Raw genomic sequence first — 15,408 nt, forward strand, 5'->3', positions numbered from 1 at the left:
GAATCCCCGCCTTCGGGCGGGGAGGGAATCCGATTCTGAACCCTGCGGCGCGGAGCGCCGCAGTTTCGTTCCGGAATGCCTCGCCCGCGGAGCTGCGCTCAGTCGGGCCGCTTCTGGTTCTCGATGTAGTCCTTGACCACGTGGAGGGGTGTGCCGCCGCATGACCCCGCGAAGTAGGAGCCGGACCAGAAGCGGCCGTGCGTGATGGGCTGGTTGGCGTGGCCGGTGAACTCCTGCCTCAGCCGGCGCGAGGACACGCCCTTCAAACTGTTGACCAAGTTCGACAGGGCGACCGTCGGCGGGTAATGCACGAGCAGGTGCACGTGGTCTTCTCCGCCGTTGAACTCGATCAGGTCTGCCTCGAAGTCCTCGCAGACTTTTCGCATGATCTCTTCGCAGCGTGTCAGCATCTCGTCGTTGAAGACGGTCCGCCGGTACCTGGTGACGAACACCAAATGCGCGTGGAGGTGGTGGACGACGTGACGGCCGCGCCGTACGTCGGGGTTTGGTTCCCAACGTGGTGACATGAACCAATGCTACGGTTACGGTCGATTCGAGTCGGAGGGGGTGGACTGAATGATCCGTGCGTACACGTTCCTCCTGCGACCCACCGCCCGGCAGGACCAGGCCCTTCGCGAGATGCTGCGCGATCACTGCTCGCTCTACAACGGCGCGTTGCAAGAGCGCCGTGACGCCTACCGGCACAGCTCGAAGACGACGGTCCGATACGGGCAGCAGTCCGCGCAGCTCAAGGACATCCGGGCGTTCGACCCGGAGCGTCAGGGCCGTTGGTCGTTCTCCAGCCAGCAGGCGACGCTGCGGCGTCTGGACAAGGCGTTCGCGGCGTTCTTCCGCCGTGTCAAGGCCGGTGAGAAGCCGGGCTGTCCGCGTTTTCGCGCAGTGGGCCGGTTCGACACGGTGGAGTTCCCCAGGGACGGAGACGGCTGCCGTTGGGATGCCACTGCGCACGACCCGGTCACGCGTGTGCGTCTGCAAGGTGTCGGGCACGTCAAGGTGCACCAGCACCGGCCCGTGGTCGGCCATGTCAAGACCGTCTCGGTCAAGCGTGAGGGCAAGCGCTGGTATGTGATCCTGACCGCCGAGCGGCCCCGGCCCGAGCCGCTGCCCGCGACCGGCAGCGTGGTCGGCATCGACCTGGGCATTGCCAACTTCCTCGCCGACTCGAACGGCGAGTTCGTGCCCAACCCGCGTCACGGGCGAAAGGCCGCAGCGAAGCTCGAAGCAGCTCAGCAGGCACTGAGCAGGTGCAAGCGCGGAAGCAAGCGCCGCCGCAAGGCAGTGGAGACGGTGGCACGTCTGCACCGCAAGGTGCGGTGCCAGCGCCTCGACCACGCCCACAAGACCGCCCTCGGCCTCGTGCGGGAACACGACCTCATCGCGCACGAAGACCTCAAGATCCGCAACATGAGCAAGGCCCCCGAACCGAAGCCCGACCCCGACCAGCCGGGCAGCTTCCTGCCCAACGGGGCCGCCGCGAAGGCCGGGCTGAACCGCTCGATCGCCGATGCCGGATGGGGGGTGTTCCTGACGATCCTGAACGCCAAGGCAGAATGCGCCGGGCGGGAAGTGATGGCCGTGGACCCCCGCAACACCTCCCGGCGATGCCCCCAGTGTGGGCATACCACCAAGGAGAACCGGCCCACACAGGAGACGTTCCACTGCGTCGCCTGCGGCCACAACGCGCACGCGGACACCGTCGGTGCTCTCAACGTCCTACGGGCCGGGCTGGTCCGTCGCGAAGCCCAACCGGCATAGCGAGAAGCCACCCCGTTCACGGGGCGGAGGAGTCACCTGTGGGGGAACCCTGACGCATGCCGGGCCACACGAGCCTCGGGGCCATCGGGGACTCCGATTCGGCGCCGTCGGCGGAGCGTTGCGGACGCCGCGTGCGGGGCGCGGTGGGCGAGTCGAGGTCCGGGACCCTCGGGCTGGGGCCTTCTCTTCCCACGGGTGGCCTTGCAGGCCCACAGGGGGCAAATCCCGGCCGCGCCCAGGTGCCTTTTTTGACGACAGTCGACCCCGAAGGAGAAGAAGCTGCATGCGGCGTCCTCGGAGCCTTAAACGTGCCATACGTAGGGGGGATCATCTTCACCCCCGATCGGCCGTTGAGGCGCCATACAGGAGACCTATTGCCCTATGAATGGCGGCCGTGTTGGGTATGCTAAACGTAGTTCTCGGTTCTATGGTGAACCTTACGGAGCAGGGCCCGGCCGGTCGGCCGGGCCCTGCCGTCGACCCCTTTTGTCCGATGCCAGCCCGCTTCCACCTCCCGGATGGGAGCGCGGTTTGTCGTGCCAGAAAAGAGAGCGCCCTGTGACCCGTCCCGGCATTCCCTCCGACCTTCCGGCCGACAACGCCGCGCCCGCGCCTGTCCCCGGCAGCGTGGGAGACGCGTCTTACACCGGTGGCGACATCCAGGTGCTGGAGGGCCTGGAGGCGGTCCGCAAGCGGCCCAGCATGTACATCGGCTCGACCGGCGAGCGGGGTCTGCACCACCTGGTCTACGAGATCGTCGACAACTCGGTCGACGAGGCGCTGGCCGGGCACGCGGACCGCATCGACGTGACGATCCTGGCCGACGGCGGGGTGCGCGTCGTCGACAACGGCCGCGGTATCCCGGTCGACATCGTCCCCTCCCAGGGAAAGCCGGCGCTGGAGGTCGTCCTGACGGTGCTACACGCGGGCGGCAAGTTCGGTGGCGGCGGCTACGCCGTCTCCGGCGGTCTGCACGGCGTGGGCATGTCGGTCGTCAACGCGCTGTCCACGCGTGTGGAGGCGGAGGTCCGCTGCGGCGGGCACCGCTGGAGCCAGGACTACGAGAAGGGCGTGCCGACCACGGCGCTCAAGCAGCACGAGGAGGTCACCACCACCGGTACCTCGCTGGCGTTCTGGGCCGACGGGGACATCTTCGAGACGACCGAGTACTCCTTCGAGACTCTCTCGCGCCGCTTCCAGGAGATGGCCTTCCTCAACAAGGGCCTGACCCTCTCCCTGACCGACGAGCGCGAGTCGGCCAAGGCGACCGTCGGCGCGGACGACCCGGACGCGGACGCGGTCGAGCCGGCCGCGCGGACGGTCACCTACTTCTACGAGGGCGGCATCGTCGACTTCGTGAAGTACCTCAACGCGCGCAAGGGCGAGCCGGTGCACCCCTCGGTCATCTCACTGGAGGCGGAGGACACTGAGCGTCTACTTTCGGTGGAAGTCGCGATGCAGTGGAACAGCCAGTTCTCCGACAGCGTGTACTCCTTCGCGAACACGATCCACACGCATGAGGGCGGTACCCACGAAGAGGGCTTCCGCGCCGCGATGACGGGTCTGGTCAACCGGTACGCGCGGGAGAAGAAGTTCCTGCGGGAGAAGGACGACAACCTCGCCGGCGAGGACATCCGCGAGGGTCTGACGGCGATCATCTCGGTCAAGCTGGGCGAGCCCCAGTTCGAGGGTCAGACGAAGACCAAGCTGGGCAACACCGAGGCCAAGACCTTCGTGCAGAAGGTCGTCCACGAGCACCTGAACGACTGGTTCGACCGCAACCCGGTCGAGGCCGCGGACATCATCCGCAAGTCGATCCAGGCGGCCACGGCCCGCGTCGCGGCCCGCAAGGCCCGTGACCTGACCCGCCGCAAGGGCCTGCTGGAGTCGGCGTCGCTGCCGGGCAAGCTGTCGGACTGCCAGTCGAACGACCCGACGAAGTGCGAGATCTTCATCGTCGAGGGTGACTCCGCCGGTGGTTCGGCGAAGTCCGGTCGCAACCCGATGTACCAGGCCATCCTGCCGATCCGCGGCAAGATCCTGAACGTCGAGAAGGCGCGCATCGACAGGATCCTGCAGAACACCGAGGTCCAGGCGCTGATCAGTGCCTTCGGCACGGGCGTGCACGAGGACTTCGACATCGAGAAGCTCCGCTATCACAAGATCATTCTGATGGCGGACGCCGACGTCGACGGTCAGCACATCAACACGCTGCTGCTGACGTTCCTCTTCCGCTTCATGCGGCCGCTGGTCGAGGCGGGGCACGTGTACCTGTCCCGCCCGCCGCTCTACAAGATCAAGTGGGGTCGCGACGACTTCGAGTACGCGTACTCGGACCGCGAGCGCGACGCCCTGGTCGAGCTCGGCAAGCAGAACGGCAAGCGGATCAAGGAAGACTCGATCCAGCGCTTCAAGGGTCTCGGTGAGATGAACGCCGAGGAGCTGCGCGTCACCACCATGGACGTCGACCACCGCGTCCTTGGCCAGGTCACCCTGGACGACGCCGCCCAGGCCGACGACCTGTTCTCCGTGTTGATGGGTGAGGACGTCGAAGCCCGACGCTCCTTCATCCAGCGCAACGCCAAGGACGTTCGCTTCCTCGACATCTGATCCGGCACCAGCTACACCCTCCCGGACCGGGGCCCGCACCGGCGGACCCCGGTCGCCCCACCTCTTCTTCCGCACCTGGAGCGAACGCGTGAGCACCCCGCCCTCCGCCCGTCTCCGCCCGCCGGTCGCCTACGGCTCCGACTACGCGGCACCTGCTCGTCCTCGAAGGGCTGGAGGCTGTTCGCAAGCGACCCGGGATGTACATCGGGTCCACCGAAAGCCGTGGCCTGATGCACTGCCTGTGGGAGATCATCGACAATTCCGTCGACGAGGCCCTGGGCGGCTACTGCGACCACATCGAGGTGATCCTGTACGAGGATGCCTCCGTCGAGGTCCGTGACAACGGCCGCGGCATCCCCATGGACGTGGAGCCCAAGACCGGCCTGTCCGGGCTCGAGGTCGTCATGACCAAGCTGCACACCGGAGGCAAGTTCGGCGGTGGCTCCTACGCCGCCTTCGGCGGTCTGCACGGCGTCGGCGCCTGGCTACGGCCCCCACCTGGACCGTGATGGAGACGGGATCGGGTGCGACTGGGGGTGACCGCGCTGGGCTGGACAGAGGGGCGGCTATGCCGCCCCCAGTTCGTCAGTGGGCTTGCTCTGTGGCGCCCGGTAGGGCGCCCCTGCGGCTTCGCCGCTCTGCACCTTCTCGCCGCTGGGTCCCGTGTGCACACTCGGCGCCTGACTCCAGGACTTATACCCGCCGAGTCGTGGCGGTGCGGGTGTGGGTGAGTCGAGCGCGGAGCCGGGCTGCGTCCTGTCCGGGCGGGAGGCCGTAGGTGCTGCGGTACTCGCGGTTGAACTGGGTTGCGCTCACGTATCCGACCGCCTGCGCGATCTGGGCTGCGGTGGCGTCGCCGGCGGCCAGGCGCCGCCGGGCCGCCTGCAGCCGCAGGTGTTTTTGGTACTTGAGCGGGCTCATACCTGTGGCTGCTTTGAAGTGCCGGTGCAGACTGGCCGGGCTCATGTGCGCGACGGCGGCGATCGCGTCGATGCTGAGCGGCTCTGTATAGCGCTCGCAGATCCATCGGGCCACCTGGCGCACCCGACTTGTGGCCGAGTCGGCCAGCGACCACTGGCGCAGGATGGCGCCGAGAGAGCTGCGCAGCAGTCTGTAGAGGACCTCGCTCTCGATCCGCAGGGCGAGAGGGCGGATGTCCTCAGGGGTGTCGAGGAGTTCGACCCAGCGAGTGACCGCGTTGACGAGTTCCGGTGTCATCGGCGCACTGACCTGCCCTGCTGCGGCCGACGTGGTGGCCGGGCCGGTCTCGTCCAGTTCGATGAGCAGGTCGGCGAGCGCTCGACCGTCGAGTTGCATGACGGCAGACCGGTAGGGCACCTTCTCCAGGTCGACGGTGACAGGCAGGTCGATCGTGGTGAGGAGCATTTCGCCGGCGTGTGCGACCTGGCTTAGATCTCCCGAGGTGGTGCGCTTCGCGCCGTCGGCGACGAAGCAGATCATCGGCTCGTACAGCAGGCCGGTGGGATCGATGGGTTCGTCGGCCGCGACGAGGGAGAGCCGGGGGATCTTGGTGTCCGAGCCCAGTCCCACGCAGTGCCGGTCGATGGCCGCGGCTAGCTGATCCAGCACGACGTACTTCCTTCCTGAGAGGATCAGGCAATTTTACGCGACTAGTGCCCCACGCCTCCGAGATCCCGCGTCCCTAACGTTGAGGGCATGGCACAGCAAACGACAAACCTCCCCCTGCGGACTCTTGGCAGCCAGGGCCTCCGGGCCGGGGCGATCGGCCTCGGCACCATGGGCATGACCATCGCCTACGGGACCCCGGACGACCAGAGCAGCATCGCCACGATCCGCCGCGCCTACGAACTCGGCGTCACCCTCTTTGACACCGCCGAGCTGTACGGCCTGGGCACCGGCAGCAACGAGCAGCTCCTCGGCCGTGCCGTGAAGGAATTCCGCGACGACATCCTGCTCGCCACCAAGTTCGGCTATGACTTCACCGACCCAGCCAAGTTCGGGATCGCTCTCGACAGCCGTCCCAAGCACATCCGTGAGGTCACCGAGAACAGCCTCCGCCACCTCGGCACCGACCATATCGACGTGCTCTACCAGCACCGCGTGGACCCGAACGTCCCCATCGAGGACGTGGCCGGCACGGTCGCTGAGCTGATCGCCGAGGGCAAGGTGCGCTACTTCGGGCTGAGTGAAGCCGGTCCCGGAACAATCCGGCGGGCCCACGCAGTCCACCCGGTCTCGGTGCTGCAGACCGAGTACTCGGTGTTCGAGCGGGGTGTGGAGGCCGACGTCCTGCCGGTGGTCCGGGAACTGGGCATCGGCTTCGTGCCCTACTCGCCCCTCGGCCGGGGCTTCCTCACCGACACCGTCAAACCGGCCGCCGAGTACCCTGCCGACGACATGCGCAGCACGGACGACCGCTGGCAGCCCGGCAACTACGAGAAGAACCTCGCCGCGGTCCGCGAGCTGACCGCCCTGGCAGTGAGCAAGGACATCACGGTTACCCAACTGGCCCTCGCCTGGCTGCTCGCGCAGGGCGATGACATCGTGCCCATCCCGGGCACCCGCAGCCCGCAACGCCTGCAGGAGAACGTGGCTGCCGCGAAGGCCACCCTCACGCCCCAGGACCTCGCCCGTATCGACGAAATCCTGCCGCACGGGGCGGCCGGATCCCGCTACAACGAGGCAATACTGCCCAACTGGCAGTAACCAACGACACAGCTCACAGCCGACAGCAGGACCCCGTCCAAACCAGCCGCGCCCTCCCCCTACCCGCAGGGGGCGCGGTTTTGGTGCTCAGCTGTCCGGCCGAGGGGCGCACCAGCGGCTCACCCTTCCTCGTCGTCAGGCCCGGCCGCGTCCGGGTCGCGCAGTGGCCGCAGGCCGCCGCCGGGCGGGGTAGAGGCGGTGAAGCTGTAGCGAGCCAGCACGTTGAGATTGCGACGCTTGAGCGGGGACAGCCGTGCCACGTCCTCGTCGCGGATCTCGTGGCCCTCGGCCCGCAGCTGGCGACGGCGGCGTCGATGTACCGAGTGGTCCAGAGCACCACGGCGTTGAGGACCAGGCCGAGCGAGCCGAGCTGGTCCTCCATCCCGTCCCGGTACGTTTGGTGGATGGTGCCGCGCTTGCCGTGGCACACGTCGCGGGCCAGCTTGTGCCGCGACTCCTGCACGGTGAGCTGCCCGTTCATCTGCCGACGGTAAGTGTCATCGACCGGGTCGACGACCCGCAGCAGGTGCTCGGTCTTGGCGATCCGCCCGTACTCGGCGAACGCCTGCCCCAAGGGTGTGGGGTGGCCCTCGCGGCCGAACATCCGCAGCAGGTCGTAGGCACGGACCTGGTTGGTGACCAGGGAACCGGCGACCCGCAGCATGCCCGGCCAGTTCGCCGTCGCCATCGGCCTGCTCGGCGAGGCCCCCGACCTGACCGCGCTGACCGCCGGCGCGAGGAGCCCGCCGAAGTCGCGCTGGGGGCGGCAGCAGAGAAGGCGGCTGTTTGTAAGCACTTCTTTGGGCTCCGCTGCGAGAACCCGAAGTGGCCCCAGTGATGTACGAAGTTGATCTGGCTCCAGTGGGCTGTCATCTGCCAGGAGTACGTAAGTGAGTTCTGCCACCGTCGGGCGGAGCGTCCGTCCAGCGGGCAGTGGAAAACCGCTCGACGGATCTATCCGGGGCGGGGCATGCTCCGCACTCGTGACGACGCCGAAGCAGCTCCTGGTCCAGACCGCCGCCCGCAACAACGCCGACTGGTGCGCGGCGATGAGCCGATCGCACGACGTGGCGAGCGAGTTCGGGACACAAGCCTGGACGGCCCCGACCCGCACACCCCTGTACTACCCCGACGCGGTGACGCTGGTGCCGGGTGCCGACCCGGCCGCGCTGGCGGAGCGGATCGACATCACCGCGCCCGGAGCCTCGGTCAAGGACAGTTTCGCCGACCTCGACCTGACGGAGGCTGGCTTCCAGGTGCTGTTCGAGGCGCAGTGGATCCACCGCCCGGCGGGTGCGCCCGCCATCACTTCGGATCTTGTCTGGGACGTGGTGGGTGACCCTGACATGTTGCGCGCCTGGGCGCTCGCCTGGGACGGCGGGGACGGCAGCGCGGGCCTCTTCCGGCCCGAGCTGCTCGACGACCCGGCCACCTTCGTGCTCGCCGGACAGTCACCTGGCGGCAGGGTGATTGCCGGAGCGGTGGCGAGCCGCAGCGACCATGTGGTCGGAATCTCCAATGTCTTCGCCCTGGAAGGCGGCCCTGACGCGGCCTGGCCGGTCGTGCTGGACGCGGTGCACCGACTATTTCCCGGCCTGCCCGTGGTCGGCTATGAGTACGGGCAGGATCTGGCGGTCGCCGTCCGCCACGGCTTCCAGCCGGTCGCTCCGCTGCGGATCTGGCTGCAGGGCTGAACCGGGCCCAGGGCCCCGATGGACACCACTGACACTGCCGTTGCCCAGTTGTAAGTAAGTCGCTGTCCTGTTGGAGTGGTGCATCCGTAGGATCACGTCATGACTGCCGATACCCCGCTCACCCGAGAGTCGTTCCGGCGCCTCCAGCCGATTAACACGCCCAGGCCGGTGTCTCAGTTGCCGGATCGTGTCTGGACTGACGAGGACTGGGACCGGATCCGGCGCGGATATCGGGCCCGGGACATGGATGAGAAGTGGAACGTCTTCGTCGAAGGCGATGTCGTTTTCATGCACAGGAGTTGGACCGGTCACGGCGTCTATGAGGCGTCCTTTGTCCCCGTGGCTGGTGGTGGGAGGAGGATCGCCTCTGCTGTGGTGGAGGCCGATGGCGAGCGCTCTCGCAGCATGGGCGACGAGTACGATCGTCTGATGATGGAGCTGATCATCAGCGCGATCGTCCTTGGTGAGCCAGCCGCCGACCTCCGGGCCGGACTCGTGGAGCTGACTGCTCGGGCTTCGGGGAAGAGCGATCTTCCCTCGGGTGTGGTGGAGCACAGTGCTCTGGGATTGCGTTCTGGATCGTGAGCTCTGGAGCCAGGCGAGTGCTGTCACGGTCTCGGGTTGTGTGACTGGATCACACGTTGCAAGCGCAGGATCTCGCCGTGTGCCGCGGCCAGTCGTTGTTCGAGCTCTTGGACGCGCTCTCGGTGGGTGGTGCGCTCACGGCGGAGGGCTTCGGTAAGGGAATGAATCACTGTGCCGTCGTCGGCTGAGGGTGCCTGCGGGGGAGACTGGTTCTCGGTCCATTGCTGGCCGCGCAAGGTCTCGATGCGTTTGCGCAGGTCGGTATGGGCATAGAGAAAGTCCAGGCTGACGCCGGCCGCGCAGACAACGGTGCGGAAGTTGATCTCCTCGCTCTCCTTGATCAGCCTTCGGATGCCCGCCTCCGCTCGTTGGACGGCCTGCTGGTGCTTGTCCTGTGCGGCCCTGCCGGAGGGCAGCGATCCGCCGGTCAGCAGGAGGCACGGTTTGCGGGGCCGTCTCGTTCGGCTGCTTGCTCATGAGTGTGATGCCCCTTTGCTGTCCGAGGTGTTGGCGGCGTCCTGGTAGCCGGTGCGACCGAGCACGCCGGCCCCGCGGACGACGGCGGTGCTGTCGGTCGGTTGGGCTTCGAGGGCGACGATCTCCAGCTGCATGCTGCGGATCTCCGCGTTGCGCTGTCCCATCCAGACGTTGGTCCCGCTCATCGGCTCGCCGTAGCGTTCGGTGTGCCGCGCCTGCCGGGTGGCGACCAGGGACTGGGTCTCGGCGAATTGGCGCTGGATGTCCGGGAGGAAGGTGCGGTCGGTGGCGAAGTGGTCGCAGCCGTGGCAGGCGTTTCCCTTGTCACAGGACCGGGTGGGCGGCAGCAGGCAGTAGCCGTTGGGCAGGATGCGGTCGGTGCGGCGGTCGAGCTGCACGAGGTCGAGCATGTCGCGGCGGTCCATACCGACCTCGCGCCCGTCGCGCCCGATCTTGGCCAGGGCGAGGAACTCGCGTTCCGCGGTGCTCGCGAGGGTCTATGTGCAACGTATCGTCATCTCCGGGGAGAGGTGGCCGAGGTAGCGCTGGACGACGTGGATGAGGGATCCGGCGTTGATGAGGGTGGTCGCCTTCGTGTGGCGGAGCCGGTGGCTTCGTGAGTAGAGGAGGAGCTCGCCGCGTGAGTCGCGCAGGTCCAGGTGGTGGCTGAAGTCCTTCAGGACATGGTTGTAGTTGCTGGTCTCCCAGGACTTGGTGCCGTGCCGGTTGCCGGTAGTCGTCGGGAACAGGTAGCGGATGGTGTCGGCGGGGCCCAGGTGCCAGTGCTCGCGCACCCATGCCTGCTGTTCCCGGATGATCTCGACCACGTCGCGGCCGACGAGGATGGTGTTCGGTGCCGCGTCGATCTTCGTCTGCTGGTAGTGGAGCCGAACTTGGTCCCGTCCCGCAGCCAGACCGGCGTGATGTCGCCCCAGCGGACGGCGGTGTTGGCGCGCGGCTCGTGCTCGCGCCGCGGGATGCGCGGGTCCAGCCGCAGCGACCAAATGTCGTGCCGCCACCAGTCGACCTCGCTGGCGTACTGCCGCAGCAGCCGCTCCAGCATGCCGCGCAGAGCGTGCTCGGCCCGGAGCCGATGCCCGGGGCAGGCATCCGGCCCCGGTCGGCGTGGAATCTCCGGGCCCAGGCGGTCATCCACTCGGCCAGCGGTCGGTCGGCGAAGGAGGCGACGTGCGGGTGGCGTGCGATGACGTCGGCGGCGGTGACCGCCCAGCGGTTCCACTCGCTGGCGTGGACCTGCCTTTCGCCGGTGCGCGCGCAGGTGGCCAGCCACCAGCCGGCCTCACGGCGCATGACCAGCGGCAAGGCGGTGATGTCCAGCTGGACCTGCCGCGATCCGCGCATGAACACGCCGGCCAGCCGTGGGTCCCGCCCATCGAAGAGTGGCCCGGCGAACACCGGGTCCAAGCCGTCGATCAGCTCGGCGCTCTGCGCGAACCGGTCCGGGCAGGTCGAACCGCCGGCAGGAACTGACGGGAGGTGGTGATCGGTCATGCCGAACTTCACTCCAGGCCACGCCAGTTGGCGGTGAACGACTTCCAGTTCGCCAGGGTCTTCAGCTCGGCGTCCTCAGTGACCCAGCCGTAGAGGGTCAGCGTGGTCTGCACGTCGGCATGGCCCATCCGTCGTATGACCACGTGCTCGTGAGCCCCGGACAGCAGCAGTGCGGTCGCGTGGGTATGGCGCCACCAGTGCGGCGTCCAGGCAGACGGAACCGCCTTCCCCAATCGGCGCTTGAGGCCGTCGACCAGGTCGTAGACGGTCTCCGGCCGCAGCGGCGCGAGCCACTCGCCGCGACGCAGGTTGACGAACACCCACCAGTTCTCCAGGTCCACCGCCCGGTGAGCGTCGGCATCGCACAGTTCCCACACGTACTCGCTGTGCAGACGCTCCAGGTCATCGCTGATGTAGATGCGGCGGAACCGGCCGTTCTTCACCCGCACCCCGGCCGGGTGGTCTTGCCGCGGCACGACCTCGACGAACGGGGTCCCGCCCCGGCCGACGTGCCAGTCGCAGTGCTTGAGCGACAGGCACTCGCCCAGCCGCATCCCGGTCTCACTCAGCGTCGTGAACAGCAGCCGGTCGCGCACCGATCCCGACCACTGCCCCGAGCCGGCGTCGAAGCGTGCGCACCCGTCGAGGATCGCCTCGGCCTGGGCCGGCTTGAGCACCGGTGCCGGTCCCCGATTGCGGGGTCGGACGCGCACCGCCGGGCTCGCATGATCATTTCCACGGTCCAGGTGAGCCAACGCGCCGATGTATCGGCTCTGGGCCCGGCGACCACCGACCCGGTAGAGCCGTCCGGCGACTGCCACCCCGTGTACATCGCTCGCAACCAGCCCGGCGGCGGGCCGTCATCGGCTTCACCCTCGGACCCTCTGCCGGCGCCGAGCACTCCCGTACGCCGGCCGATGTTCACCCCGCGTCGCTGCGCTCGTGACTGGCGTTTCCTCCCCGTGCAACCCTCGGCCGCGGCCGGGTCACAGCACCTTGCGGCGTACCAGGAGAGCCAGCACGAGCAGCCCCGGGACCAACGGCAGCCAGACCGTCAGCAGCCGGTAGCCGAGGACGACCGTCGCGGCTGCGCCGCCCGGGATCCCGGCCGTGACCAGAGCCAGGGCGAGCGCGGCATCCAGGGAACCGATACCGCCGGGGGTGGGCAGCAGGACGGCGGCACTGCTCGCCGCCAGGTACGCCAGGGCGACCCGGGCGGCGGGCAGCGGCATATCGAGGGCCTGGGTGACGGCGTACACGACGAGGGCGTGCGATGCGGCGAAGGCGAGCGAGCCGCCCCACAATGCCGCTGCTCGCGCCGGGAGTTCGTGCACCGCCCTCACCTGCGCGAGCGCCGTCTGGAGCCGGTCGCGGATCCGGGTGCGCAGCAGACGGGAGAGGAGTGCGATGGTCGCCGCGGCGGACACGAGGAGCATGGCGGGGATGCCTGCGGGAAGGTGCGGCAGGTGGAGGATGCCGGGGCAGGCCACGCTGAGCCCGGTGATCAGGGCGGCGCGGGAGGTGGCGCTCGCGGTGGCCTTCAGGGCGAGGGCGGTCGCTGTGTCGGTGGGGGTGAGTCCGCAGCGGGTCAAAAAGCGCCAGTTGACCGCGCCCGCGCCGACTCCGGCGGGCAGGACGTGGTTGGCGGCGGACGCGGCGAACTGGGCTGCCACCAGCCGTCCGGCGGGCAGTGGTTCGGTGACCGTGCCCTGCTGGGCGAGGGCCGCGCAGCCCCACGTCAATGCGGCGGCGGTGGCCGCTACGAGCAGCCAGCCGCGGTCGGCGGCGGCCAACTCCTGCGTCCCGGTGTCGATGACCGTCCAGTGCCGGGCCGCGAGCACGGCCGCGACGAGCAGGACGAGCAGTGTGGCCGCGGTGTGCCAGGAGGCCCGCCTTCCCGAGATGACGGGTGCGTCGGACGGTGTGGTCATCGGCGTCCGCTCTCCGGTGCGGCGGGAGCGACATAGGCGAAAGTGCCGTTGTCCATCCGATACGGATGCCAGCTGCGGGCGTAGGACGGGGGACGTCCCGTACGGGTCGTCAGCACCGCCACCGGCTCCCGCTGGGCCGTCCGGGTGATGGCCGCCTTGGTGGTGTTGGCGTTGGGGCCACTGGTCGCGACGGATGAGCGCCCGGCGTAGAAGGCGATCGGGACCGCTTCGTGCCTGGTGAGTAGGCACGGCGGGTGTATGCCGAGGCGGTGCAGTTCGCCGGTGGCGCGGGCCCAGTCCTGGTGGGCGGCGGTGGTGCGCTCCACGGTGTGCTGGAGCACCGCGTACTGCACCGCCAGATGCCTGGTGAGCCCCACCGCCACAAGGGTTACAGGCAGGGGGCGCCACCTCCGTCTCGGGGCGGTGACCAACCACCCGAGTGTGTCGGCGACCGGGATGGCCAACAGCGCGTAGGCGGGCAGCAGGAAGCGGGGAGCGGCGTACCCGATCAGGAACAGGTACGGGAGCGCCGCCGTCACCGCGCAGGCCAGGGGCAGTAGCGTGGCCGCCGTGCGCCGGGCCTTCATCGCCACCACCAGCCCGACGACCGCGAACACCGGCAGGGCGAACCACCAGGCGAGCAGTGGCTCGGCCGGCATGGTCCCGGTACACGGGCGGCACAGAGTACGTCCGGCCAGGCTGCGCAGCTGGTCGTCGACGGCGTTGTTGAAGCCCAGGCCGCCCTGGATCCGGGAGCCCTTGGTCAGCCGGGCGCCCAGCCCGCCGTAACTGAGGTGCGTCTCGATCACCCACTCGCCCGCCCCGGCCACCAGCCCCGCCACCAGAGCGAACAGCAGCCGCCAGTAGCGCCACCGGCGCACGACAACCAACGCCACGAGCAGCGGCAGACTCATCCATACGGCGTCCGCGGGCCGCATCCACGCCATCAGCGCCGCACTCGCGGCCAGCCCACACACTGCACCGTGCCGGGTGCGGTCGGACTGGGCGCGCAGGAAGCAGCCGACGCCCGCGAGCGCGCCGGTCGCGACCCAGTAGTTGGGCATCGCCTGCGGACCGTAGAGCACGGTCACCCACAGGCTCGCGAACAGGGCACCCGCCAACGCCAGCACCCGTACTGGAGACAGCCCCCGCCAAGCGCGGAGGGCAAGGAACAGTGCGAGGCCGGACAGCAGCGACAGATAGACCCGCAGCAGCGGCGTGGACGACGTCCACGAGGCGATCGGGGCGACCAGCAGGGAGACCCCGCGGGCACGCGGCGCGCTGAAGAACGCGGTCGGTGCGTGGGAGCTGACCTGGCTGACGTAAACCGACTCGTCCCAGCCCAGCCCTATCCCGGGCCGCACCATGACCAATTGCGCCAAGGTGAACGCGCCCGCCACCGCCGCCAGCCACCACTCGCCGCTCCGGTCCCACCACGTGCCCGTGATCAGCGGCGGCTCACGACGGGCGGCACGGTTGAACGTCGTGTTCAGGGTCTTGATCATCACTCGCCCCTCGCGCCCTACAAGATGTAGGGTTTCCAGTACCCTACAGACTGTAGGACCAGGGGCGAATGCCGACGAACGCTAAGGACGAACATGGCCAAACTGACGCGCAGTCCGCAGGAGTGCAGCGCGGAGGTCGACGAGATCTGGCCACGCGACGGACAGATCCTGCTGCGCCTGTCCCTGGCCGGAGCGACGGCCGAGAAGGCTGTCCTCGTCCTCAAGGCCCGCGACGGAAGCCGCGCCGAGATGCGCCTGCCGGCCGACGAATACGGCGGCCGGTTCCAGGTGCGGATCCCGCTGGAAACCCTGGCCACCGCCTGCACCGCCCGGGAATGGATCTGGGACCTGTACCTCGACTGTCACGACGCGGGCATGGGCGAGGAGCCGCTGCGGGTGGGCAGGCATTGGGATGACATCGCCGGCAAGCACAAGTCCTTCGTCTATCCGGCGCAGCGCGCCGCCGGGGTGCGGGTGGAGCCGTACTTCACCGTCAAGGACAACCTGTCGATCGTCTGCGCGCGGGAGCAGGCCGGGTGAGGACCCGTTTCCTGCTGCTGAACGTGTACCCGGTCGGCGGCACCGCGCGCACGGTCGTCGACGGGGAGCGCCTGTGCGCCGACCCGGTAA

At 68.7% G+C, this 15,408-nt stretch carries 15 protein-coding genes and 2 pseudogenes; 8 read left to right on the top strand and 9 right to left on the bottom strand.

Annotated elements, in window-relative coordinates; genetic code table 11:
• Positions 1 to 98: 98 nt before the first annotated feature.
• Entirely contained in the window at positions 99 to 527 is a 429-nt protein-coding gene (gene tnpA / locus OG972_RS40575) for an IS200/IS605 family transposase (RefSeq protein WP_266990112.1), read from the bottom strand.
• 49 nt (positions 528 to 576) lie between these two features.
• Between tnpA and OG972_RS40580 the strand changes: the two genes are divergently transcribed.
• The 4 genes and pseudogenes from OG972_RS40580 (at position 577) to OG972_RS49685 (ending at position 4,926) form a co-directional block, all read left to right on the top strand.
• Positions 577 to 1,776: a transposase gene (locus OG972_RS40580; protein ID WP_266990114.1), complete on the top strand. Its 1,200-nt coding sequence runs from the start codon at positions 577 to 579 to the stop codon at positions 1,774 to 1,776.
• 627 nt (positions 1,777 to 2,403) lie between these two features.
• A complete protein-coding gene (gyrB, locus tag OG972_RS40585) occupies positions 2,404 to 4,386 on the top strand; it encodes a DNA topoisomerase (ATP-hydrolyzing) subunit B (RefSeq protein WP_266991025.1) in 1,983 nt (660 codons plus the stop codon).
• Between the two features lie 146 nt (positions 4,387 to 4,532).
• Positions 4,533 to 4,868, top strand: a pseudogene (locus tag OG972_RS40590) (ATP-binding protein); the annotation flags it as partial.
• A complete protein-coding gene (locus tag OG972_RS49685; protein WP_353961650.1) occupies positions 4,825 to 4,926 on the top strand; it encodes an excalibur calcium-binding domain-containing protein in 102 nt (33 codons plus the stop codon). The pseudogene OG972_RS40590 and the gene OG972_RS49685, both read left to right, overlap by 44 nt.
• 153 nt (positions 4,927 to 5,079) lie before the next feature.
• On the opposite strand, the gene OG972_RS40595 is transcribed toward OG972_RS49685, so the two are convergent.
• Positions 5,080 to 5,976 carry an AraC family transcriptional regulator gene (locus OG972_RS40595; protein WP_266990116.1) on the bottom strand — a complete coding sequence of 299 codons (897 nt, stop codon included), beginning with the start codon at positions 5,974 to 5,976 and terminating at the stop codon, positions 5,080 to 5,082.
• 87 nt (positions 5,977 to 6,063) lie between these two features.
• On the opposite strand from OG972_RS40595, the gene OG972_RS40600 reads away from it, so the two are divergent.
• The gene (locus OG972_RS40600) at positions 6,064 to 7,074 is read left to right on the top strand and encodes an aldo/keto reductase (protein ID WP_266990118.1); all 1,011 of its coding nucleotides are present in this window, start codon (positions 6,064 to 6,066) and stop codon (positions 7,072 to 7,074) included.
• A gap of 119 nt (positions 7,075 to 7,193) precedes the next feature.
• Here OG972_RS40600 and OG972_RS40605 read toward each other — a convergent pair.
• Positions 7,194 to 7,834: pseudogene (locus OG972_RS40605) on the bottom strand (Tn3 family transposase); the annotation flags it as partial.
• A gap of 223 nt (positions 7,835 to 8,057) precedes the next feature.
• On the opposite strand from OG972_RS40605, the gene OG972_RS40610 reads away from it, so the two are divergent.
• Both OG972_RS40610 and OG972_RS40615 read left to right on the top strand, forming a co-directional pair.
• Positions 8,058 to 8,768 carry a hypothetical protein gene (locus OG972_RS40610; protein ID WP_266990120.1) on the top strand — a complete coding sequence of 237 codons (711 nt, stop codon included), beginning with the start codon at positions 8,058 to 8,060 and terminating at the stop codon, positions 8,766 to 8,768.
• A gap of 99 nt (positions 8,769 to 8,867) precedes the next feature.
• Entirely contained in the window at positions 8,868 to 9,353 is a 486-nt protein-coding gene (locus OG972_RS40615) for a hypothetical protein (RefSeq protein WP_266990122.1), read from the top strand.
• A 23-nt stretch (positions 9,354 to 9,376) separates the two neighbouring features.
• Here the strand turns inward: OG972_RS40615 and OG972_RS49690 are convergent, their stop codons facing one another.
• From OG972_RS49690 to OG972_RS40640, 6 genes are all read right to left on the bottom strand, one after another.
• Entirely contained in the window at positions 9,377 to 9,787 is a 411-nt protein-coding gene (locus tag OG972_RS49690; protein WP_353961658.1) for a DUF6262 family protein, read from the bottom strand.
• Positions 9,788 to 9,826: 39 nt separating this feature from the next.
• Positions 9,827 to 10,255, bottom strand: coding sequence for a hypothetical protein (locus tag OG972_RS40620; RefSeq protein ID WP_266990124.1), 429 nt, complete (start codon positions 10,253 to 10,255; stop codon positions 9,827 to 9,829).
• Positions 10,256 to 10,327: 72 nt separating this feature from the next.
• A complete protein-coding gene (locus OG972_RS49420; protein WP_323135939.1) occupies positions 10,328 to 10,657 on the bottom strand; it encodes a tyrosine-type recombinase/integrase in 330 nt (109 codons plus the stop codon).
• A gap of 693 nt (positions 10,658 to 11,350) precedes the next feature.
• Positions 11,351 to 12,019: a tyrosine-type recombinase/integrase gene (locus OG972_RS40630; RefSeq protein WP_266990126.1), complete on the bottom strand. Its 669-nt coding sequence runs from the start codon at positions 12,017 to 12,019 to the stop codon at positions 11,351 to 11,353.
• Positions 12,020 to 12,328: 309 nt separating this feature from the next.
• On the bottom strand, positions 12,329 to 13,273 hold the full coding sequence (locus OG972_RS40635; protein WP_266990128.1) for a lysylphosphatidylglycerol synthase domain-containing protein: 945 nt from the start codon (positions 13,271 to 13,273) through the stop codon (positions 12,329 to 12,331).
• Positions 13,270 to 14,640, bottom strand: a complete 1,371-nt coding sequence (locus OG972_RS40640; RefSeq protein ID WP_266991027.1) for a hypothetical protein — start codon at positions 14,638 to 14,640, stop codon at positions 13,270 to 13,272. Before OG972_RS40640 ends, OG972_RS40635 begins: the two co-directional genes overlap by 4 nt.
• Before the next feature lie 231 nt (positions 14,641 to 14,871).
• On the opposite strand from OG972_RS40640, the gene OG972_RS40645 reads away from it, so the two are divergent.
• Positions 14,872 to 15,318, top strand: a complete 447-nt coding sequence (locus tag OG972_RS40645; protein ID WP_266990130.1) for a hypothetical protein — start codon at positions 14,872 to 14,874, stop codon at positions 15,316 to 15,318.
• Positions 15,319 to 15,408 lie beyond the last annotated feature (90 nt).

This window comes from Streptomyces sp. NBC_01669 (assembly GCF_026339735.1).
GTDB lineage: Bacteria > Actinomycetota > Actinomycetes > Streptomycetales > Streptomycetaceae > Streptomyces > Streptomyces yanii.